Origin of the sequence: Nonomuraea sp. NEAU-A123 (assembly GCF_018603905.1) — a bacterium.
In the GTDB taxonomy this organism is placed as follows: domain Bacteria; phylum Actinomycetota; class Actinomycetes; order Streptosporangiales; family Streptosporangiaceae; genus Nonomuraea.
Window position 1 is genome coordinate 633,445 of sequence record NZ_JAHFZZ010000007.1, and the last position, 21,716, is coordinate 655,160.

16 protein-coding genes are annotated in these 21,716 nt (G+C 71.5%); 8 read left to right on the forward strand and 8 right to left on the reverse strand.

The window, feature by feature from the left end; genetic code table 11:
• Positions 1-7: 7 nt before the first annotated feature.
• The 3 genes from selA to KLK06_RS25130 are packed head-to-tail and all read left to right on the forward strand — an operon-like array spanning position 8 to position 3,436.
• Complete coding sequence (gene selA, locus KLK06_RS25120) at positions 8-1,288, forward strand: L-seryl-tRNA(Sec) selenium transferase (RefSeq protein ID WP_214638007.1); 1,281 nt, start codon at positions 8-10, stop codon at positions 1,286-1,288.
• A complete protein-coding gene (selB, locus tag KLK06_RS62420) occupies positions 1,279-3,012 on the forward strand; it encodes a selenocysteine-specific translation elongation factor (RefSeq protein ID WP_214638008.1) in 1,734 nt (577 codons plus the stop codon). Before selA ends, selB begins: the two co-directional genes overlap by 10 nt.
• Positions 2,951-3,436, forward strand: coding sequence for a rhodanese-like domain-containing protein (locus KLK06_RS25130; RefSeq protein WP_214638009.1), 486 nt, complete (start codon positions 2,951-2,953; stop codon positions 3,434-3,436). Before selB ends, KLK06_RS25130 begins: the two co-directional genes overlap by 62 nt.
• On the opposite strand, the gene KLK06_RS25135 is transcribed toward KLK06_RS25130, so the two are convergent.
• The 6 genes from KLK06_RS25135 to KLK06_RS25160 all read right to left on the reverse strand — a co-directional run bounded on the left by KLK06_RS25135 (position 3,429) and on the right by KLK06_RS25160 (position 10,953).
• Positions 3,429-4,625, reverse strand: a complete 1,197-nt coding sequence (locus tag KLK06_RS25135) for a ferritin-like domain-containing protein (RefSeq protein WP_214638010.1) — start codon at positions 4,623-4,625, stop codon at positions 3,429-3,431. The genes KLK06_RS25130 and KLK06_RS25135 overlap by 8 nt on opposite strands.
• Complete coding sequence (locus tag KLK06_RS25140) at positions 4,622-5,455, reverse strand: phosphate/phosphite/phosphonate ABC transporter substrate-binding protein (RefSeq protein WP_214638011.1); 834 nt, start codon at positions 5,453-5,455, stop codon at positions 4,622-4,624. The genes KLK06_RS25135 and KLK06_RS25140 overlap by 4 nt, the downstream gene beginning before the upstream one ends.
• On the reverse strand, positions 5,452-6,582 hold the full coding sequence (locus tag KLK06_RS25145) for an acyl-CoA dehydrogenase family protein (RefSeq protein WP_214638012.1): 1,131 nt from the start codon (positions 6,580-6,582) through the stop codon (positions 5,452-5,454). The genes KLK06_RS25140 and KLK06_RS25145 overlap by 4 nt, the downstream gene beginning before the upstream one ends.
• A gap of 272 nt (positions 6,583-6,854) precedes the next feature.
• Positions 6,855-8,573: a PQQ-binding-like beta-propeller repeat protein gene (locus KLK06_RS25150; protein WP_214638013.1), complete on the reverse strand. Its 1,719-nt coding sequence runs from the start codon at positions 8,571-8,573 to the stop codon at positions 6,855-6,857.
• Between the two features lies 1 nt (position 8,574).
• Positions 8,575-9,453 carry a hypothetical protein gene (locus tag KLK06_RS25155; RefSeq protein ID WP_214638014.1) on the reverse strand — a complete coding sequence of 293 codons (879 nt, stop codon included), beginning with the start codon at positions 9,451-9,453 and terminating at the stop codon, positions 8,575-8,577.
• 132 nt (positions 9,454-9,585) lie between these two features.
• The gene (locus KLK06_RS25160) at positions 9,586-10,953 is read right to left on the reverse strand and encodes an MFS transporter (protein WP_214638015.1); all 1,368 of its coding nucleotides are present in this window, start codon (positions 10,951-10,953) and stop codon (positions 9,586-9,588) included.
• Positions 10,954-11,120: 167 nt separating this feature from the next.
• Here KLK06_RS25160 and KLK06_RS25165 point away from each other — a divergent pair, with 167 nt between their 5' ends.
• From KLK06_RS25165 to KLK06_RS25180, 4 genes are read left to right on the forward strand one after another with little or no spacing between them, the layout of a single operon-like run.
• Positions 11,121-11,798 (forward strand): GntR family transcriptional regulator, encoded by a 678-nt coding sequence (locus KLK06_RS25165; protein WP_214638016.1) that lies wholly within the window; start codon positions 11,121-11,123, stop codon positions 11,796-11,798.
• A gap of 47 nt (positions 11,799-11,845) precedes the next feature.
• Complete coding sequence (locus KLK06_RS25170; protein WP_214638017.1) at positions 11,846-12,742, forward strand: dihydrodipicolinate synthase family protein; 897 nt, start codon at positions 11,846-11,848, stop codon at positions 12,740-12,742.
• An 11-nt stretch (positions 12,743-12,753) separates the two neighbouring features.
• Positions 12,754-13,947, forward strand: coding sequence for a sialidase family protein (locus KLK06_RS25175; RefSeq protein WP_214638018.1), 1,194 nt, complete (start codon positions 12,754-12,756; stop codon positions 13,945-13,947).
• Positions 13,944-15,584: a hypothetical protein gene (locus tag KLK06_RS25180; protein ID WP_214638019.1), complete on the forward strand. Its 1,641-nt coding sequence runs from the start codon at positions 13,944-13,946 to the stop codon at positions 15,582-15,584. Before KLK06_RS25175 ends, KLK06_RS25180 begins: the two co-directional genes overlap by 4 nt.
• An 18-nt stretch (positions 15,585-15,602) precedes the next feature.
• Here KLK06_RS25180 and KLK06_RS61600 read toward each other — a convergent pair whose 3' ends face one another.
• On the reverse strand, positions 15,603-15,728 hold the full coding sequence (locus tag KLK06_RS61600; RefSeq protein WP_284735096.1) for a hypothetical protein: 126 nt from the start codon (positions 15,726-15,728) through the stop codon (positions 15,603-15,605).
• A 101-nt stretch (positions 15,729-15,829) separates the two neighbouring features.
• Positions 15,830-20,047 (reverse strand): HAD-IC family P-type ATPase, encoded by a 4,218-nt coding sequence (locus KLK06_RS25185; protein WP_308168428.1) that lies wholly within the window; start codon positions 20,045-20,047, stop codon positions 15,830-15,832.
• 202 nt (positions 20,048-20,249) lie between these two features.
• Here KLK06_RS25185 and KLK06_RS25190 point away from each other — a divergent pair, with 202 nt between their 5' ends.
• The gene (locus KLK06_RS25190) at positions 20,250-21,038 is read left to right on the forward strand and encodes a hypothetical protein (RefSeq protein WP_214638021.1); all 789 of its coding nucleotides are present in this window, start codon (positions 20,250-20,252) and stop codon (positions 21,036-21,038) included.
• Positions 21,039-21,716: the final 678 nt, after the last annotated feature.

The window sequence follows — 21,716 nt, forward strand, 5'->3', positions numbered from 1 at the left end:
GTCGTGAGTGGATCGACGGAGTTCTGTACCGCGGACCGATGTCATGCTGGCCGACCCCCGGTTGGCCGCCGCGCAGGAGACGCTCGGCCGTAGCCTCGTCAAGGCCGCGGTAGCGAACGCCCAGCAACGTGTCCGCGAGGGCTTCACCGACCCCGAGGGCGCCCTGGACGCCGCGCTCGCCCTCCTGCCGGCGACCGCCGGCGGTCTCAAGCACGTCGTCAACGCCACCGGTGTACTCGTGCACACCAACCTGGGCCGGGCTCCGCTCTCAGCCGCCGCCATCGCGGCGGTCACCGAGGCCGCCGGCTACACCGACGTCGAGTTCGACCTCGCCGACGGGCGGCGCGCCCGCCGTGGACGTACGGCTCTCGCCGCGCTGGCGCAGGCGGTCCCCGAAGCGCGGGCCGTGCACGTGGTCAACAACAACGCGGCCGCACTCGTGCTCGCCGCCACGGTGCTCGCACAGGGCATGGAGATCGTCATCAGCCGCGGTGAGCTGGTGGAGATCGGCGACGGATTCCGCCTGCCCGAGCTGCTGGAGTCCGCCGGTTGCCGGCTCCGCGAGGTCGGCACCACGAACCGGACCGCCCTGCGTGACTACCAGAACGCCTGTGGCCCGCAAACCGGCTTCATCCTCAAGGTGCACCCGTCCAACTATCGGATCGAGGGATTCACCTCCGAGGTCTCCATCGAGGAGCTCGCCACGATCGGGCCGCCCGTGGTGGCCGACATCGGCTCCGGGCTGCTGCGCCCGGAACCGCTGCTGCCCGGCGAACCGGACGCGGCCGGCGCGCTGCTGCAGGGAGCGGCGCTGGTCACCGCCAGCGGCGACAAACTCCTCGGCGGCCCGCAGGCGGGTCTCCTGCTCGGCGACGAAGACCTCGTGGAACGACTGCGCCGCCATCCCCTCGCCCGTGCGTTGCGGGTGGACAAGCTCACCCTGGCCGCGCTCGAAGCGACCCTGCGCGGCCCGCGACCGCCGGTTCACCGGTCGCTCCATGCGAGCAGCGCCGAGCTCATGGAACGCGCGGAACGCCTCGCGCGGCGGCTCGGCGGCCGGGCGGAGGCGGTGCCGACCATCGCCAGGGTCGGTGGCGGGGGCGCACCGGGAGTGGAGCTGCCCAGCGCGGGCATCGCCGTGGACAAGAGCCTGACCCTGCGACTGCGCTCCTACGATCCTCCCGTGATCGGCCGGATCACCGACGGGCGCCTGGTGCTCGACCTGCGCGCGGTCGAGCCCGGTCAGGACGAGGTCATCGCCGCCGCGGTGGAGCATGCGTGCATGTGATCGCCACGGCCGGGCACGTGGACCACGGCAAGTCGACGCTGGTCCGGGCGCTGACCGGGATGGAGCCCGACCGCTGGGCCGAGGAACGCCGCCGCGGCATGACCATCGACCTCGGGTTCGCCTGGACCACGCTCCGATCGGGTGAACGGATCGCCTTCGTCGACGTGCCCGGGCACGAACGCTTCGTCACCAACATGCTGGCCGGAGTCGGGCCGTGCCCGGCGGTGATGATCGTCGTCGCGGCCGACGAAGGCTGGCAGGCCCAGTCGGCCGAGCACCTGGCCGCGCTCGACGCCCTGGGCGTCCGGCACGGCCTCGCGGTCATCACCCGGGCCGACCTCGCCGATCCGGAACCTGCTCTGAGGCAGGCACACGGCCACCTCGAAAAGACCAGCCTGGCGGGGATCGACAGCGTCGTCGTCAGCGGACGGACCCGGCAGGGATTCTCCGAGCTGGAGGCCGCCTTGGCCCGGCTCACCGCCGCGCTGCCCGAGACGGACACGGAAGGTGCCGTCCGGTTGTGGATCGACCGGGTCTTCACCGTCACGGGCGCCGGGACCGTCGTCACCGGAACGCTGACCAGAGGCACTCTGCGCGTGGGCGACGAGCTGAACGCGGACGGGCATCCGGTCAGGGTCCGCGGACTCCAGACCCTCGGCGAGAAGGCGGAGCAGGTCTCGGCGACCGCCCGCGTCGCCATCAACCTGCGCGGCGTCGACCGTGACGACCTGTCCCGGGGCATGGCGCTGGTGACGCCGGGTGCCTGGATACCGACTCAAGTCATCGATGTACGGCTGGATTCCGGCATGGACCATCGGGGGGACGCGGTCCTCCACATCGGGTCGGCCGCCGTTCCCGTCAGGCTCCGCTTCCTGGGCGCTGACACCGCCAGGCTCACCCTCAGCCGTTCCCTGCCGCTCAGGACGGGCGACCGAGGCCTGCTCCGCGACCCCGGCAGGCGGGAGATCGTCGCCGGACTCCGCGTGCTGGACATCCGTCCCGTCGGGCTGCGGCGCCGGGGTGCCGCGGCGGCCAGGGCGGCCGCGCTCGACGAAGTCGACCTACCCGACTCCGCGACCCTGCTGCGCTGGCACGGCCTGCTGACGGGAAGCGAGCTCACAGCCATGGGCTGCCCGCCCAGCGGTTCGCCCGTGGCCGGCGACTGGTACGCCGATCCCGAACACTGGTCGTCGCTGGGACGTCGTCTCGCCGACCACGTCTCGCGACGGCCCCCGCTCGATCCGGGGATCACCGTGGATGCCGCCGCTCAGCTGCTCGGCCTGCCCGATCGGCGACTCGCCGAGGCGCTCGTCGCACCGCCTCTGGTGGTTCAAGCCGGGCGGATCCTTGTCGCCGGCAGGTCTCTGCCCCCCGCGATCGCCAAAGCGGTCGCGGAGCTGGCCGCCGGCCTCGCCGAGCATCCCTTCGACGCCCCCACCGCCGAGCGCCTGGAAGAGCTCGGCCTGACGGGGAAGTCACTGGCGGCCGCGCTTCGCTCGGGCGCGGTGACATCGATCGGGAAGAACGTCATCCTTCTGCCCGACGCGCTGGACAGGGCGGCGGACACGCTCGCGCGGCTTCCCGCACCCTTCACCGTCAGCGATGCGCGGGTCGCCCTGGCAACGACCCGCCGCGTCGCCCTACCTCTCCTGGAGTGCCTCGATGCCCGTGGAATCACCCGGCGCACCGCTAACGACCTGCGAGTATGCCGCCCCCGCGACTGACGTCGACCAGCTGCTGGCCCAGGCCCGCGCAGGGCTCCATCGCCTGAGTCCCGCCGAGGCCTGGGCCGCCGTGCACCGCGGTGGGAAGCTCGCCGACACTCGTCCCGAGTCTCAGCGCCGGGCCGCGGGGGAGATACCCGGGGCTGTCGTCATCGAACGCAACCATCTGGAGTGGCGGCTCGATCCCACGTGTGAGTCCCGCATTCCCGAGGCCGGCTCCCATGACGTCCAGTGGATCGTGATCTGCGCCGAGGGGTACTCGTCCTCGCTGGCCGCGGCGGCGCTGCGGGAGCTCGGGTTGCACAACGCCACCGATGTCGTCGGCGGGTTCGACGCGTGGGTGGAGGCGGGCCTGCCGATAGTCCACCCTGCTCGGCCCACGGTGCCGCGCGGCCCGGGCGAAGGCGAACGCGACGTCACATGAAGTTGCGGGTGTGCAGAGCGGAGAGTTCGGCTGCCTCCTCGGCTGGGAAGCCCAGGCGGATCAGCCGGTTTCTCCGCCCGTCGTACATGTCCCGGTGGAGGCGTTCAACGGCGGCGTGTCCGCGAGCGATCGCGGGCGCGGTCCATTCCCCGGCGGCCAGCACGGTCAGCGCGTCCAGCACGTCCTGATTGATGCCCGCGGTGCTGAGCAGGGCATCGTGACGGCGCTCGATGGCCCCTCTCAACCTCGCGGTGAACGCGGGGTCGCGTCTGGACTGCTCCCGCAGATGCCCCATGCCGAAGGCGACATGCCGGGCTTCGTCCTGGTGCACCAGCGTCACGATCTGGCGGGTGACCGGATCGGGGGCGTGCTCGGCCAGGAACGACAACAGGTTGAGGAAGGTGCCCTCGCCCAGCACTGACAGCAGGAACAAGGCGAGCGAGAAGTCCGGCTCGGCCAGCAGTGACGACAGGGAGCTACGCCCGGAGACGGAGGAGGTGCCCAGGTCGCGCCCCTTGAGCAGCGCCCTGCGGGTGAACACCTCGACGTGCCGGGCTTCGTCGGCCGCCTGTACGGCGAGCAGCTGGAGGACCTCACGAAAGTGCGGGTGAACCCGGGCCAGCAACCGGGCGGGGATGACCAGCGCGGCCTGCTCGTTCTCGATCAGATAGGTCATCACCTGAACGACCGCGCCCTCGATCTCAGCGGGCAGGTCGAAGGGAGTGTCCCAGCCGATCGCGGTCGCCGGATCCCACTGCCTGGCCGCCGCCTGCGCGTACAGCTTCGGGGCCAGGTCGGCCCACACCAGCTCCTTGCGGTCGAGGTCGAAGGGCAGGACAGGTCCGCCGGCCTCGACCAGGGCGCCGCGAGCGGCCAGACCCCAGTGCGCGGCCGGACGTACCACCGCGGCGGCGGATCCGGCCGCGCCCGCTCGCTCCGCACCCGCCCACCGATCGTGAACGCCGCGGCCGCACACCACCCACGCCCGCACCCCGGCGTTATCCGCCGGGGTCTCGACCCGATGCCCCTGCGAGCGGCACCAGGCGGCCAGGTGGAGGGGGAGCGCCGCGTCCGTGCCCGTGACGCCCAGCCGTCCGCCCACCGGCATCATCGCCAGTTCGCCGGCGACCAGGATGTGAGCGCCTCGGTCGAACCCGACGTCTCCCAGGTCGACGACCCGCTCCGTCACGGCTGGTAGTCCTCCGCGACCAGACCTCCCTGTCCGTCGTAGAAGCCGCTCACCGCGGCCTCCAGCGCGCCGTAGCCGCTCGTGCGGCCCTCGTGCCAGGCGGTCAGCCCTTCGAGGTCCAGGAGAGGGCGCACCTCGGGATCGGCGTAGGACATGCCGAGCAGCAGCTCGCCGAAATGCCGGACGTGCTCTTCCGGAGCGGCGTCGGAGACGGCCATGACGCAGTGATCATAGGGTTCGGTGGCGGTGAGGATCCGGGTGGAGCCGGCCGGCAGCGTCCCCTCCCGCCCGAAGAGGAGGTGGTTGGCATCGATCATGCACGCCGCGGCCGCCTCCCCGGACATCAGCGAGCGGGCCGCCTCGCGCTCCCCGCCGATGTGGTCGCCGTGCAGGCCGACTCCGATGTCGAAGCGCCGGACGTCGACCTTCACGCCGGCTTGACGCAGGTGGTCCAGCGGCAGCAGCGTGGCCTGCGGCGAGTCGATGGCACCGCAGGCCACGACCCGGCCGGCGAGGTCGTCCACCGTCTGGATGCCGGAGTCCGCACGGACCACCACCACCGACCGCAGATCTTGATCGGTGTCCCGCATCACCAGCGGTCGCACCGTACGTCCGAGCGCCTCGGCCATCCGCCGGGAGCGGATCCAGGCCAGTGGAGAGTGCCAGGCCGCGTGGATCCGGCCGGCGACCAGATCCTCGGCCTGCCGCTCGTAGTTCGAGTAGAGGACGAAGTCGTAGGGCAGACCATTGCGCACGAGCCAGGCGCGGAATCCCGACCAGATCGTCACGACCTTCGGGTCGTACGCCACGGCTCCCATGAGCAGCGTCATCGCGCCGCCTCATCGAACAGCGGGAGCCCGAGCGAGGCTCGCCCGACGAAGTCCAGCAGCGCCTCGGTGGTCGGAGCCATGACCCGGGCGGCCAGCGCGTCGCGGAAGTGACGCTCGATAGCCAGGTCCCGGCGGAAGGCGGAGCCGCCGCACAGCCGCATGACGTCGTCAGCGACCTCGGCCGCGGCCTCCGCCGCGACCGCCTTGACCTGGAGCACGCGGAGCATGGCGTCCTCGCGGCCGGACTCCAGCGCGGTCAGTGTGTCATCCAGGAAAGCGCGGGTCTGGTGGACTCTGGTGAGGATGCGGGCGAAGGCGGATCTGGGGGCGGCCTGATCGGCCAGCCGCTGCCCCAGATGCGTCAGAACCGTGCGAGACACGTGTGCCCCGGCTTCGTCGGCCAGCGCCTGCGCGATGCCGATCGAGCAGGCCGCGTTGAGCACGAGGAAGCCGGGCAGCGCTGTGGCCAGCGCGAGGTCCAGTCCTTGCCCGTCCGCACCCAGCATCGCGCTCATGGGCACCCGAGCCCCGTCGGCAGCCATGGGACTGGACGCGTTACCACGCAGACCCAGCCCGTCGAACGCGCCTGTGACGGTCAGGCCCGGCGTGTCGCCGGGCACCAGCCACAATGTCATCGGCCCCGTGCTCGCGAGCGGCCGGCTGGACCACACATACCCATCGGCATGTCCGGCCGCGGTGACGAAGCTCTTGCGCGTGTCAAGGGCGATCTCGCCGTTCTCCGCTTCCGCCGCGGTGCCCACAGGAGCCCAGAAGTGGCTGCGCGAACCCGTCTCGGAGAAGGCCAGGGTGGTGAGGTAACGGCCTTCGGCTACCGCCCGGCGGGTCTGCTCCGGGCCGTGCGCCTCGATCACCGCGGTGGCGGCGAAGTGCATGAGCACGATCATGGCGGTGGATCCGCAGGCCGCGGCCAGCGATGTGATGACCTGAGCCGCCTCGCGCAGCCCCTGGCCCGCGCCCCCTACCTCGGTCGCGCTGACCAGGCCCAGGACTCCCGCCTTGCCCAGCGCCTCGATGCCCGCGGCGGGAAAGACTCCGCCGCGGTCGGTCTCGACGGCCGCGGGTCCGATCACATCGGCGATCACCGTCTCCAGCTCAGCCTTAAGCATGTATCCCTTTCATATGATCATCAGGCGCGATGGAGCCCAGGGTCATCAGCAGGGCATGACGCCGACAGCGAGCGTGCAGGTCATATGGAGCCGGCACCCGGCGAGATTGACGTTTTCCCAGGCCGCGAAGGCATGATTCCAGCCGGCCGCGTTACCGAGCCGGACCACGACAGCACCATGATCGCACGACCCGCTTCGAACGAGAAGCCTCTTGAGCCGGTTCGAGGGCCAGAACCCGGCAGGGCCGGCCGAGCAGGTCGCCCACACTGCGCTCATGAGCGGTGACCATGACGAGGGCCGGCAGAAGTCCGCAGGTTGTCTCGCAATCTGGGCGCGAGCCGCCGCACTGTCCCCGGGGTGGAGGCCACGAGCTTGGTGATGACCGGACCCACGCTGACCAGAGCCCCGTACTGGTTACCGGCGGGAAGGCCCAACTGGTAGTACACGATGTCCGGCCCATCGCGGCCCTTGATGGTGGCGGCGAGCCCGTAGCGGACCTCCTCGGCCGCCAGGCGCTGCGCCTCGGACGTCGAGGGCGCCGTCCAGATGACGGACACGGAGACGACGTCGCCCTTGTCGGTCGGCGGGATCCAGTCGCAGACGGCGGGTATGGGCAGAGGGCTGCCCGCCAGCGTGCGCGAGTGCGGGTAGGCGAGGTAGCCCGGGGCCAGCAGGCTCAGGTCGCGGTCGGTGAGCAGACCGCAGGCGTCCGGCCAGTTCGCCGGCGGGGCGACGCCGGGCGGGTTCGCCGGGGCCCGGTTGGCACGGACGAGGCGGTAGGCGGTGATCCGGGTGCCGTTCTTGACACCGGTGCTGTCGTCGTCCCGCGTCGGGGTGCTCACGAAGACCAGGCCCCCGGCGCCTCCCTCCAGGATGGTGGCGCCCTCGGTGGCGGGCAACGGGAGCTCGCTCGCCTCACCTGTGGCGGCGTCGATGGCCAGGAGGTAGGCGTTCAGCGGCCAGGATTCCAAACCGGGGTACTCCCTGTCCTCCGCGACGAACAGGTCCCCGGTCGCGATGAACGACGTCGGCCCCGTCACCCCCCGGGTCCAGCGGATGGCGCCGGTGGCCGGATCGATTCCCTGAACGTAGCCTGCTCCACCTCCGTCCGGAATCGACGTGTATACCGCGACGCCCTCCCCTGTGACGATCGGCGACCGGGTGGCCTCGCCGTGGATGTCCGCGGGCAGCCGTCTGCCGTCCGATGCGTACAGGTAGGGGGTCTCGGAGAGGTGGACGAGGACGGTTCCGTCCGCGGCGGTCGCCACACCCACGTCTCTCCGCGGGTCCGTCCCCTCGGCCGGCGGCCACTGCTGTGGGCGCCGGTACGTCAGGTCACGGGTCCAGTGAGGCCGGCCGGTTTCCGGGTCCACGGCGGCGAGGTGGACGCGGTCGTTCGCGCAGAGTTCGAGCACGGCGACCAGCTCGTCGGCGGCCGCCGCGGCCGCGGTGCAGCCCTGCGGAATGGGCATGACCGCTCGGGTCGCCCCGGTCCTGGCGTCGAGCAGTTCGACGTCCGACGCCGTCAGTGCCGCCACGGCTCGCCGGGTCACCACGGCCTCACGGGCGAGTCTCGAGCCCCACAGCCGCTGTCCCGTGGCCAGGTCGTAGCCGGTGAGCACGCCCTCGAACTCGTCTCCCGTTCGCCCAGGCCGCTCGCGCAGGACGACGAGGGCTTCGTCGGCGACCCACAGCTCACGCACGTCCCCGAGCCGGGGTTCGGCCGGCACGGTGCTCAGGACGCGCCCCGTGACCGGTTCGAGGATGAGAATCCGGCCTATGCGCGCCGCCACCGCCAGGGCACGCTCGGACGGCACGAGGGTGTGGCTGTAGACGAAGACGTCCTCGGTCAAGCCGAACGAACGGTTGTCGAACGCCGCCGACCACACGGCCTGCCAGCCCACCGCCTTCCGCACGACGGCCGGGGCGTCGGACACGAGGGCCAAACAGGTCACCAGCGCCAGCAGCGGCACACCGGCCAGTCGTCGCACGTCAGCACCCCTCGATCCGGTACTTGCCCGGCTTGCTCCGGACGCTCCAGCCACCCATCGAGGACTCGTCGTACACGGTGCGGTAAGCCCGCGCGGGACCGGTCAGCCGGAACGGGAGCCCGCCCGGGCTGCGGATCACCACCTGCTCGGCGCGGCCGTTGCTGATGACCGTGGCCACGAGTTCGAACTCGTAGTACGCCTTGCAGGCGGTGAGCGTCATGATGAAGGTCACCCGTTCGTCCCGGACCAGATCGATCTGCTTGGTCTCGAAGTACGGGGTGTCGCGATCCTTGACCGAGGTGAACCGCGGCGTCGGCCGGTCGAGATCGGCCGCGACCTCGATGGTGCCCTGCTCGCCGGCATGGGCGGGGCTCAGCAGCGCGCCGTCGGGCACCGGCTCGCGGGTCACTATGCGCGGTCTGATGTCGGCGATCCGCAGGCCGGCGCGGTTGCCGTTCAGGACGACTATGACCCTCGTCTCCCCGACCGGGGCGGCGCGGTAACGCTCCAGGAAAGCCTCGTGTTGTGCCGCGTCGGGCCTGCCCAGCAGGATCGCTCGGTCCTGCGCGGCCGTCACAGGCTCGCGCAGGGCGAGGTCGGGGCCATCGGTGATGGTCTTCACATAGGCGGCCGTGACGGGCGCCTCGCGGCTGATCTCATCGAAGGCGCCGGGCCCGAGCGAGCCGAACCAGCCGGTGAACACGGCGCCGACCGCCGCGACGATCACCGCACCGACGATCCCGGCCACCCACGCCAGCACGGCTCGGCCCGGTCTCGCCCCGCCCGCGCCTTCCTCGACCGGCTCGCTCGGCTTCCGCTCGGGGGACTTCTTGCCACTCGCGGGGGAATTGTCCCGCTTTGTACGACGAGCTCTGGGCATAGGCCGCCCTCTCCAGCTTGGGGAAAAGCCGGGAAACGTCCGAGCCCATCATTGCGTTTCAGGTCGTCTTCTGTCCCGCTCCCGCGGAACTCGACCGTGCCGCCGCTTCCGCGGCCGGCCGAGCACCCGCCGTCAGCGGACCGTCGTGCCCGTGGCGCTGAGGTCGCGGCGGAAGGACTCCGGCGCCTTGTACACGGCCACCATCGTGATCACCGCACCGACCATGACGTACCCGGCGACCAGCGGCCACCGGCTGCCGTCGGATCCGGCCAGCGCCGTGGCCACGAACGGGGTCAGCCCGCCGGCGAAGATCGAGGCGATCTCGCGGCCCGCCGCGGCGCCGGTGTAGCGGCGATCCGCCGGGAACAGCTCGGCGAAGAACGCGGGCTGGATGGCGTTGATGGCGTTGTGCCCGAGGTTGAGCACCAGCACGTACCCGAGCACGATCAGCACCATCGACCCGCTGCGCAGCATGAAGAAGAACGGGAACGCCATCACGAACACCACGACCGCGCCGAAGAAGTAGACCGGCCGCCGCCCGACCCGGTCGGAGATCGCGGCGAACACGCCATGGCTGACGAAGGAGAGCACGGCCGCGACGAGGATCGCGTTGTTCAGCTGGCCCTTCTGCAGGCCGAGCGTGCCGGTGCCGTAGGACAGCGCGAACACCGTGAGCAGGAAGTACGGCAGCGCCTCGGCGAACCGCAGCCCGACGATCAGCAGCAGGTTGCGCCAGTCGTCGACGAAGATCGTACGGATCGGACCATGAGCCGGGCGGTCCGGCTTCGCGGCGGCCTCGCCCCCGTCGCCCGCCTCGCCCGCCGCCGGCGCGGCGGCGACGGCTTCGGTGAAGACCGGGGTCTCCCGCAGGCTGCGCCGCATCCAGAACGTCACGACGAGGACGACGGCCGACAGCAGGAACGGGATCCGCCACCCCCAGCTCAGCAGTTGCTCATCGGAGAGCGTGTAGACGTAAGCGAAGACCAGCGTGATGAGGATCTGCGCCGAGAACCCGCCGGTGTTTGGCCAGGCGCTGAAGAATCCTCGGCGGTTCGGCGGCGCCGACTCCAGCACGATGATCATGGAGCCGCCCCACTCGCCGCCGACCGCGAATCCCTGAAGCAGCCGCAGCGCCACCAGCAGGATCGGAGCCCAGATCCCGATCGTCCCGTAGGACGGCAGCAACCCGATGAGGATGGTGCTGAGCCCCATCACCGTGAGGGTGATCATCAGGGTGGACTTGCGGCCGTGCCGGTCCCCGCGGCTGCCGAAGAAGAGCCCGCCCAGCGGCCGGGCGAGGAAGCCGACGGCGAACGTGCCGAAGGCGGAGAGCGTGCCAACGAAGCCGCTGGCGTCGGGGAAGAAGACCTTGGGGAAGACGACGGCGGCCGCCGTCCCGTAGACGAGGAAGTCGTAATACTCCAGCGTGTTGCCGAGGAAGCTGGATGCCGTGACCTTCCAGGTGTAGCGGAGGTCGGTCTTCGGAAGGGTCGCAACCATGGCGCCTCCCTTTCTGCCAGCGGCTTTGAACGTTTCCGCAGGGATTCGGTTGCCGCACACTATGTCTTGGGAAACGGTTAACCGTCAACGGTCACCGGTCATCGGTTAACGTTGACCGTCTGCAGTAAGCAGGGATACCGTTGGCGAAGACCATGGGAGGAGAGCTGGTGACGATCACCAATCCGTTGCGCAATCCACCGCTCGGAGATCAGCTGCTCGTCCAGCTCCGATCGCTCATCGTGCGCGGCGAGCTGAGCGTGGGCACGCATCTGGTCGAGGGCAGGATCGCGGAGCGCTTCGGGGTGAGCCGCGGGCCGGTCCGCGACGCGCTTCGCCAGCTCGAGATCGAGGGGCTGGTCGAGACGCGCAAGCGGGGCGTCTCCGTACGCGGGCTGTCCGACAAAGATCTCCTGGAGCTTTACTCGCTGCGCGGCGCCCTGGAGAGCCTGGCCGTCCGGGAGGCCATCGCGCGTCTCGACGCGGCCGACTGGACCCCGATCGACGAGGCGCTCGACCAGATGCAGTCGGCGGCCGTGGCCGCCGACGCCGCCAAGTTCGCCGCCGCCGACCTCGATTTCCACAGCGGGTTCTACACGCTCGGCGACAACCGCTGGCTCACCGCCACCTGGGCGCTGCACCGGCCGCTGTTCGCAACGGTGTTGGAGATCACCAACACCGACCGAGACCTGGTCCCCGTCGCCGACGACCACGTCTACCTGAGGGACGTCATTCGTTCGGGCGACGTCGACGCCGCGCTGGCCGCGCTCACCGCTCATCTCGACGGCTCCTGCAGCCGGATCCGCGCGACGCTGAGTGGGCGACCGCGCCCGCAGCCCGCCTTCTGACCCGCGTCACCGTCCGCCAGTCACCAACGACGAACCGAGGCTTTGCCATGCCAGAAAATACCCGACGCCGGGCGGAGGTCCTCGCCGCCGTTCCCACCTTCTTCGACGAGGCGGGCGAGCTCGACCACGCCACCGCCAAGGCGCACTTCACCGATCTCGCGCGTCATCTCGACGGTGTCTTCGTCTGCGGCACCACCGGCGAGTTCCCGGCGCTGGATCGTGCGGAGCGCCGTACGCTGGCCGAGGCCGCGCTGGCCGTGTTCGGCCCTGACCGGGTCGTGGTGCACGTCGGCGCCGCGGCCACCCGAGACGCGGTGGCGCTGACCCGCGACGCCGTCGCCTTGGGGGCGCGCAGGCTGGCCGCGCTGACTCCGTACTACCTGCCCGCCGACACCGGCGCCGTCCTGCGGCACTTCGCCGCTGTGACGGCGGCCGCGGGTCCGGCCGCCGTCTACGGCTACCTGTTCAGCGAGCGCTCGGGCGTGGTCGTCGAGCCCGCCGAGTTCGCCATGATCGCCGCTGAGACCGGGCTGGCCGGCGCCAAGCTGAGCGGCCTGGCGGCCGAGCGGTTCGCGGAGTACCGCGCGGCGCTCCCGCCGCAGGCCCGGTTGTGGTCGGGCGCGGACACCAAGCTCGCCGAGGTCGTCCGCCACGGCGGCGCCGGAGTCGTCTCCGGGCTGTCGGCGGCGTTCCCCGAGCCGTTCGCGATGCTCGCCGACGCCGTGGCCGACGGCGACGCCGCCGCGGAACGCTCCGCCCAGGCGCGGGTGGACGAGGTGCTGGCCGCGCTGGGCGGCACCGTGGAAGGCATCAAGCTGGCGCTGAGCCACCTCGGCCGCGGGACCGGCACCCTCCGCATGCCTGCCCCCGAGATCGGCCCCGACGAGCGACGACACATCGCCCGCCTGGCCGAGACGGCGTCGGCATCCCCCGCACCGGAATGAACCACGCCTCCATGGACCACGACCACGTGAGCCCGACCGACTCCGTGGGGATCCGCCGGGAGTTCGTGACCGTTGACGATCCGCGCTGGACGCAGTGTCATGCGTCCACGCTCGCGGTAATCGGCGGCGTTCCCGTCGTCGCGTGGTTCGCCGGGACCAGAGAGGGGACGCCGGACAACCGCATCCGGGTCGCCCGAGGCGGCCGGATACGCACCCTGGACACCGGCAGGGCCGTCGCGCACTGGAACCCGGTGCTGGCGGCGGGGCCGGACGGTGCCCTGTGGCTGTTCTGCAAGGCGGGCGCGCGCATCTCCGAGTGGGTCACGCTGGTCACCTGCTCGTACGACGGCGGCATCACGTGGGAGCCGGTCCGTGAACTCGTCCCGGGAGACCGGTCCGGCGGCCGGGGACCGGTCAAGAACCCGCCGCTGCTCGCTCCCGGCGGCCTGCGCTGGCTGGCGCCGGGCTCGACGGAGCGGTGGGGTGAGCGGCCCCGCTGGGATCCGTTCGTCGACGTGTCCGATGACGGCGGGCTGAGCTGGACGCGGTTCCCGATTCCCGTCGAGCACGCCGCCCTGACCGGCGCCGGGCACATCCAGCCCGCGCTGTGGTGGGGAGCAAGCGGCCCTGTCGCGCTGATGCGCAGCACCGAGGGCCGGGCGTACCGCTCGGTCTCCTCCGACGGCGGGCGCACCTGGACGCCCGCCGAGCCCACGAGCCTGCCGAACAACAACAGCGGCCTCACCGCGGTCGCGCTGCCGTCGGGACGGGTGGCCTGCGTGCACAACCCGGCCGCCGAGTCGTGGGGCAGCCGCTGCCCGCTCGTCGTCTCTCTGTCGGACGACGACGGGCTGACCTGGCACGCGGGGCCGGTCGTGGACGACGGCGCCGTCTCCATCGATCCAGCCGTCCCGCGACTCCTGAACCCCGGCCCCGCCCCCGCGCCCGGCAGCAGCTCCGACACCGCTCCCGGCATAAGCTCCGGCACTCCCACCGACCCCGGTTCCAGCCCCGGTTCCAGCCCCGGTTCCGGCACCGGCTTCGCGCCGGGTGACGCCGGGGTCGTCACCAGCGGTGTCGCCGAGTACAGCTATCCGGCCGCGGTCGTCACCTCCGACCACCTGTTCGTCACCTACACCTGGCAGCGCCGGGGAATCGTCCTCGCCCGGCTGCCTCTCGCCGATCTGGAGCCGAAGACGCCATGACCAGCCCGTACCGCCGGCCTGTCGCCCGCGCGGAGCACTCCGCCGCACCGCGTACCGCCTACCTGATCGCCAGCGGCGACCTGCGCCTGCCGGCCAACGTCGCCGGCTGGCCCGCCCAGGAAACCCTCGAAAAGGCGGTCGCCTCAGCGTTCGGCGACCTCGGCTGGACCGTGGTCCGCGCGCACGAGGTGGATCCCGCCAAGGGGCACGGCTTCATCGACAGCCAGCGGATGGGCCTGGAGGTCTTCAAGACCATCCCGGCCGACGCGCCGCTCATCGTCGCCGAGGCCGTATGGCAGTACAGCCACCACGTGCTGGCCGGTCTCCGCACCCACGAGGGGCCGATCCTCACCGTCGCCAACTTCGACGGGACCTGGCCCGGCCTGGTCGGGCTGCTCGGTCTCAACGCGGGACTGACCAAGATGGGCCGCCCGTACTCGACGATCTGGTCGGTCGACTTCACCGACCGCTACTTCCTGGACGGCATCGCGAGCTGGGTGCAGGCCGGCCACATCGTCCACGACTCCTCGCACGTCCGCCCGCTGCCACCGCTGCCGCCCGGCCCGGAATCCGAGCTCGGCGTCGCGCTGGCCGAGGAACTGCTGCGCGACAAGGCCATCATCGGCGTCTTCGACGAGGGCTGCATGGGGATGTACAACGCGATCATCGACGACGAGTTGCTCAACCCCCTCGGCATCTACAAGGAGCGGCTGTCCCAGAGCGCCCTGTACGCCGAGATGCTCAAGGTGCCGGACGCCGAGGCGACGGCCGTACGCGATTGGCTCGCCGCCGCCGGGATGCGGTTCGCCACCGGCGCCGACGAGGCCACGGAGCTCACCGACCGGCAACTGCACGAGCAGTGCAAGATGTACGTCGCCGCGCTGCGGATCGCCGACGACTTCGGCCTGGACGCCGTCGGGATCCAGTACCAGCAGGGGCTGAAGGACCTCACCCCGGCATCCGACCTGGCCGAAGGGCTGCTCAACAACGTCGTCCGCCCGCCGGTGACCAGCCGCGACGGCACTCGGGTGCTCTACGACGACGCCCCGCTGCCGCACTTCAACGAGGCGGACGAGGGCGTGGCCGCGGACGCTCTGGTGACCAACCGGGTGTGGACCGCCATGGGCCTCGACCCCGCGACCACGCTGCACGACGTCCGCTGGGGCGAGCGGTACGGGGACGACTTCGTCTGGGTCTACGAGATCTCCGGCTCCGTCCCGCCGTCCCATCTGGAGGGCGGGTACGCGGGCGCGGTGAGCCGGCGGCAGAACCCGATGTACTTCCCGGCGGGCGGCGGCACGATCAAGGGGGTGAGCAGGCCCGGGGAGATCGTCTGGTCCCGCCTCTACATCGCCGAGGCCCGGCTCCAACTCGACATCGGCCGCGCTTCCGTCGTGGAGCTGCCCGAAGAGGAGACCGAACGGCGGTGGGCGGCGACCAACCCGGAGTGGCCGATCGCGCACGTCGTCCACCACGGGGTCACCCGCGACCAGTTCATGGCCCGCCACAAGGCCAACCACGTCCAGATCGCCTACGCCCCCGACGCCGCCACGGCCGACAAGGCGCTCCTCGCGAAGGCGGCGTTCTTCCACCGCCTGGGCGTCGAGGTGCACCTGTGCGGCGACGTCACCATCTAGGCCCCACCGGGGCAGGGCTCAGGCCGGGGAGAAGGCGGCGCGGCCGATGAGGGACGTGACGAGGGCCTGGACGATACGCGTGATCAGCGCTTCCAGGAGCATCATGGCCGCCTTCGCGAGCACAGAGGCCAGAAATTCCGACACCAAGCACCTCACATCACTAAATCCATCGTTAGTGAGATAATTCACCCCAAATGTTGCAATTTGACCATAATCATGGTGTCCGTTTGGTGAACCGTTGGTGACTACTCCGCGCTCGCCCGCTCCATCAGCGTCGCGACCAGCGCCGCCACGACGGCGCAGCCCAGGCCGATGCCCCAGCCGAACGGGCCGACCGGACGGCAGCCGAAGACCTGGCTGAGGCCGGGGACGGAGACGATCACCATGAGGGCGGCCAGCGACGACACCGACGCGAGGAACACCGTCCGATCCCGGCCCCCCACCGTCAGTGTCTGCAGCAGTTGCGCTCCCACCAGACCGATGAGCCCGACGGTGGACGCGCGGGCCTGCGTGCCGGTCATCCGGCCGAGCAGCCACGCCGCGGTCGCCGCCGCGGCGGTGGTGACGGCGCGTACGTAGATGTCCCTGGTCAGGGCGGTGCCGAGCGAGACCTCCGGCCCCTCGGCGAGCAGTTTCTCCGGGCTTTCGGCGTCCGGTGGGCGAACGGCCACGGCCATGGCGGGCAGCATGTCGGTGAGCAGGTTGACCAGGAGCAGTTGGCGGGCGTTCAGCGCGCTGCGCCTGGACAGCAGGCTGGAGCCGACCGTGAAGGCGATCTCTCCGACGTTCCCGCCGAGCAGGATGCCGAGCGAGTCGCGGACGGAGCCCCACATCGCCCGGCCCTCGGAGATCGCGTCGATGATCGTCTCGATGCGATCGTCGATCACGACGATGTCGGCGGCGGCCCGGGCGGCGGGGGTGGCCTGCGGTCCGAGGGCGATGCCGACGTCGGCGAGCCGGATCGCGGGGACGTCATTGGCCCCGTCACCGGTGACGGCCACCACCTTGCCCGCGCGCCGCAGGCAGGAGACGAGGCGGGCCTTGTGCTCGGGCGTGGTGCGCGCGAACACCGCCACCTCCGGCAGCACCGCGATCAAGGCGTCGTCGTCCAGCCGCTCCAGCTCGGGTCCCGTCATCACCCGCTGACCGTTCAGAACGTGGATCTCGGCGGCGATGGCCTCGGCCGTGCTCGGATGGTCGCCAGTGATCATGATGACCCGTACGCCGGCTCGCATCAGTCCCTCGACGCTCCGCTTCGCCGTCGGCCGGACGGGATCGGCCAGGCAGAGGAACCCCAGGAAGCACAGGCGCTCGATGCGGGACTCGTCGAGATCGGCGCGGCTGGACGCCCGGCGCTCGGCGACGGCGAGCACCCGGAATCCCTCCAACGCGCGCCTGTCCACCTCCTTCTCCAGCTCATGCCTGCTCTTCGCGCCCATGGGGACCGGCCGGCCGCCGCGGATCAGGTGGGTACAGCGGTCGAGCACGACCTCGGGGGCTCCCTTGATGCTCAGCAGATGGCCCGACTCCGACAGGCCGAGCACCGCGTGGTAGCCACGCGCGGGTTCGAAGGGCAGCTCGTCGACCCGGTGCCACTCCCCCAGGCCGTCCTTGGGCGTGACGTGCAGCTTGGCGGCGCCCTCCACGACGGCGCGGTCCGTGGGATGGGGGATGGCCCGCCCGCCGTCGAAGCGGGGCCCCGCCCGGAGCGCCGCGCCGACGATCCCCTTCAGCTCCGGCGTCAATGTCTCGAGCGGCCGGGCGTGGTCTCCGTCCGAGACCTGGCGCAGGCTGATGCGGCCTTCGGTCAGGGTCCCCGTCTTGTCGAAACAGAGCACGTCGACCCGGCCCAGGGCCTCGATCGTCGACGGGTTGCGGACCAGCGTATTGCGCTTGGAGAGCCGTTTGCTCGAGGCGAGCTCGGCCACGGTGGCGATGAATGGCAGCCCCTCGGGGACCGCGGCGACGGCCAGGCTCACCGCGGGGGCGAGAGCCGCGGACAGGGGCGAGCCGCGCATCAGGTTCAGCACCATCAGGAACGCGCCCGACCCGATCGCGGCGGGCAGGATCCTGCGGCTCAGTCTGCGGAGCCGCAACTCCACGCCGCTCACCAGCGGCCCGTTGTGGGCCAGTCTGGCGGTCCTGCCCGCCTCGGTCTCCTCCCCCATCGCCACGATCACGGCCAGGCCGTGGCCGGCCGCGACGGTGGTGCCCTCGTACACCATCGATCGGCGATCCGCGATCGCGGCGGCGGCGGTGGGCGCGTCGGTCTTGGTCACGAGCTGCGACTCGCCGGTCAGGGTGGACTCGTCGATCTCCAGGCCGACCGCCTGGATCAGCCTGCCGTCGCCCGGTACGGCGTCGCCGGCGCGCAGCTCGATCACGTCCCCCTTCACCAGGTCGTCGGCGACACCGGAGACGCCGCCGCCGGGCCTGCGCAGCCGTACCCGCACGGCGGTGATCTCGGTGAGACGGTGCAGCTCCTTGTCGGCGCCGCGCCGTTGCGCCCCGCCGATGACGGCGTCGACCACCATCACGCCGCCGATCAGCACGGCGTCCAGAACGGAACCGACCGCGGCCGACAGGCCCGCGCCCGCGGCCAGCACCGGCGTCAATGGATTGGCGAGCTCTTCGACGGACGCCATCGCCAAGGACGTGGGCCCGGTGGTACCCGGCCGCGCCGGCTTCGTCCTGCGGCGCGCGGCCTCCTTCTCGGTCAGCCCGTGCGGCGACGTGCGCAGCAGGTCGAGGACGTCAGGCACCGCCATCGCATGCCACGGCGTATGGTCGGCGTCCACCGGCGGCGCCGTCCGCCTGACCTCGCGTCCGGCCCACTCCCCCGTGACCAGGGCGGCCACCGAGGTGCAGTCGCGTATCAGGTGCGCCCGTGCGACCGCTGTCCCGGCCGGGCCGAGAACGGCCATACCCGCGCCGACGACCCCCGCCGCGGCGGCCAGCCGTACGCTGCGCCTGCTCGCGCTCTTCGCGTACGGCACGCAGCGCAGCAGCAAGTGGACCCCGTCGAGATCGCTGATCACGTCGGCGTCCCACGGCACGCGCCGCGCTCCCCTGAGCACGCCGATGCCCAGGTCAGCCTGGCGCAGGCCACGCCTCGACGTGCGGGACACCACGGCCACGACGAGTCCTTCGGACTGCAGCGCCCGCACCGAGGCGGCCAGCCGGGAGCCGCCGTCGACGACCCGGTCGACACCGAGCCGCAGGCCCAGGCCCGCCTCCCCGCCGGCCAGGATCACGGTGCCCGCGCCCTTCGCGGCGGCGACCAGGGCTTCGGCCAGCGGGTGGGGCTCGGGCGCCAGCCCGACCAGCGCGATCGGGATGCCCTGCCGCGAGACGCTGACCGGCCGTACTCCCTGCCGGCGCCACTTCCGTACTTCCAGGGGTTCGCGCGCCGCCGAGTACGGTCCGGCCGCCCATCCGTCACGCTCGCGCGAAGCCGCGGGATCGCCGAGGTCGACCAGCGTGTAGAGCCGCGCGTGCAACTCGTCCAAGTCCTGGTCCCCGTCGAGCGGGATGACACGGCCGATCGTCCACGCGCCGGTGGTCAACACGGCCGCGTCGAGGACGACCGTGTCGACGCGATCCATGCGGCGCAGCGCGACGCGGTCGAGCACCATCCCGCCGCGTTTGGCGAGGGCACGCACGAAGGCGCTGCTGAAAGCGTCCCTGCCGACGTGGGCGGCCTTCGGGATACCCGTGATGAGCGTGGAAAGCCCGCGCTGGTGATCGCGGCTCACCAAGGTGGTGACAGCTTGCGCCGCCACCGTGGCCGCGCTCGCCGCGTCGGCGTACCGCTCGATGGGCCCGCGCGGCAGCGGAACAGGCCGGGGCCGCCCGGCGACCCGGGTATGGCGGTAGGCCCCGTCGGCGTCGGCGAACTCCTCTTCGCGCAGCTCCCAGGCTCGGCGCCCGGCGCACGAGTCGATGTAGCGGCCGGCCGCCGCGACGGAGTCGACGAACATCGACAAGGGCCGCATCGCCAGCGTCTGGGTGACGACGCGCGACGACGCGACCAGCGCGTCCGCGGCGGGCCTGCCCATGTACCGCTCCAGCTCCCGGCGGACCCGCGGGGCGTGCTCGGCCAGCGACAGTACGGCGGGCACGGTCGGCGGCAGCTTCGGCAGGCGGGCGACCTGCCCGGCCAGGGCGATCCCGGTGCCGAGGAGGTGCAGGCCGAGACTCACCGCGGCGCGGGCCTGCTGCTCCACACCGTCGAGCGCCAGTTGGCCACCGGCTTGACCGCCTTGACCGCCACCGTCCACATCGAATTCGTCGACGATGGCCACGAGTTTGTCCAGATCGGCTGTTGCCGCGTCGCAGCCCACGAACACGCAGCCGAGCGCGCCGTTCACCTCGGCCCGGTCCATGCCGACCGCGCGCAGCCGGTCCTCGAGGGCCCGCGCTACCCGGTCCGTGCCGGGGCCGCCGATGTGCCGCAGTTCCACCCGGACTCCGCCTGCGCACTTCTGTATCCGGCGTGGGCGCGGGAGCATGCTCCGCACCGGTTCGGGGAGCATGCTCAGGACGGTGTCAACGGAGAACGGCCACATGTCGCCCCCTTGGCGGAACCGTCCAGGCACGCAGGCTGTTCAGAACGAGGGGCAACCCGGACCTCACCCGCCCGACCGCGCACGTCCGGCGGTGCTCTTGCGACCACCTCGTGACGTGGTGGAGGAGGCGGACTTACGCCGGGAGGAGGCCTTCGCCGAGGTACTGGTGGCCGCGGCGGCACGCCTCGACGCGGCGGCTCGCTTCGGCGCGGCGGCTCGCTTCGGCGCGGCGGCTCGCTTCGGCGCAGCAGTCGAGGAGGCGGCACGCTTCGGCGAGGTGGCGCCCTTTGACGAGGTGGTGCGCTTCGGCGAGGTGGTGCGCTTCGGCGAGGTGGTGCGCTTCGGCGAGGTGGTCGCGGTGACGCCCTTCGACGCGGCGGTGCGCTTCGGCGCCGCGGTGGAGGAGGCGGCGCCCTTCGGCAAGGTAGCGCCCTTCGGCGCGGCGGTCGCGGTGACGCTCTTCGACGCGGTGGTGCGCTTCGGCGCGGCGGTCGCGGTGGCGCCCTTCGACGCGGCGGCGCCCTTCGACGCAGCGGTGCGCTTCGGCGCAGCGGTCGCGGTGACGCCCTTCGACGCGGCGGTGCGCTTCGGCGCAGCGGTCGCGGTGACACCCTTCGACGAGGTGCTGCGCTTCGGCACGGCGGTGGAGGAGGCGGCGCGCTTCGGCGACGTGGCGCCCTTCGACGCGGCGGTCGCGGCGGTCGCCGTGGTCGCCGATGTCGCGGTGCGGGGTCGCTCGGTGGCCGGGGATCTCTGCGCCCTGCGGGCGGGTGACCTGCTCCTCCCTTCCCATCCGCGCCGCGCGATCAGCGTCCCGGCACCGATGGCGGCGGCCACCGGCCACTCGAGCACCCCGAATGCCGCGAGTACGCCGAGCGCGCCGTAGTAGGCGATGCGCTCGGGCGGAGGAAGGAGCGTCCGGGCCACGTCCACGGCATGACCAACCTCCTGCCGGGAAATGTGCGGCATTTCCAGATGCGGCATCCCGACGTGCGGCATCCCGACATGGGGCATCCGCAGATCCGAAGGGCGGACCTTGATGCTCAACAGCGGCAGGTCGAGCGAGAGCTCTTTGGACGAGCTCGCTCGAGACTGGGCAACGGCCATGATTCCTCCCCCATTTGAGGACGTCAGACGCCCCTGGCGCGCTCCGGCCGTGACCGACGCACCGCAAGCACCTAGACAACCTTCATCTTTCGATCCTTCGCGAAGCCGCATCTGACAAACAAGACCCTCGTGCCTAGTTTTATGGTCATATATCCGCTTCGTGGCACTCCATCCGCTTTTGACGGAACAGCTCCACGAAGCACCCTCGAACGGAAGACCGGGGCATCAACCCTCAACGAGGTAGCGCTCGGCACTGAAACCCCGGAGACGGTCAACAATGCGCACGTAACGGCGCCCGGCCACGTGCGGGTTCAGCGGCCGTTTTCCTGGAGGACTCTGTTGGTTGATTTGGTTGCTGGGTGTTAGGCGGCCAGGCCGTAGGCGTGGGCCAGGCGCATCAGGCGTGTGGTGCGTCTGGCTGTGGCGGGCTTGCCGGGATGCTGGTTTTGGAGCCAGG

Bases quoted from the DNA above. Each gene is read 5' to 3' on its own strand.
- KLK06_RS25145 (WP_214638012.1), bottom strand. From the start codon at position 6,582: ATGCTTAAGGCTGAGCTGGAGACGGTGATCGCCGATGTGATCGGACCC.
- KLK06_RS25155 (WP_214638014.1), bottom strand. From the start codon at position 9,453: ATGCCCAGAGCTCGTCGTACAAAGCGGGACAATTCCCCCGCGAGTGGC.
- KLK06_RS25140 (WP_214638011.1), bottom strand. From the start codon at position 5,455: ATGACGCTGCTCATGGGAGCCGTGGCGTACGACCCGAAGGTCGTGACG.
- KLK06_RS25180 (WP_214638019.1), top strand. From the start codon at position 13,944: ATGACCAGCCCGTACCGCCGGCCTGTCGCCCGCGCGGAGCACTCCGCC.
- KLK06_RS25130 (WP_214638009.1), top strand. From the start codon at position 2,951: ATGCCCGTGGAATCACCCGGCGCACCGCTAACGACCTGCGAGTATGCC.
- KLK06_RS25175 (WP_214638018.1), top strand. From the start codon at position 12,754: ATGGACCACGACCACGTGAGCCCGACCGACTCCGTGGGGATCCGCCGG.
- KLK06_RS25170 (WP_214638017.1), top strand. From the start codon at position 11,846: ATGCCAGAAAATACCCGACGCCGGGCGGAGGTCCTCGCCGCCGTTCCC.
- KLK06_RS25160 (WP_214638015.1), bottom strand. From the start codon at position 10,953: ATGGTTGCGACCCTTCCGAAGACCGACCTCCGCTACACCTGGAAGGTC.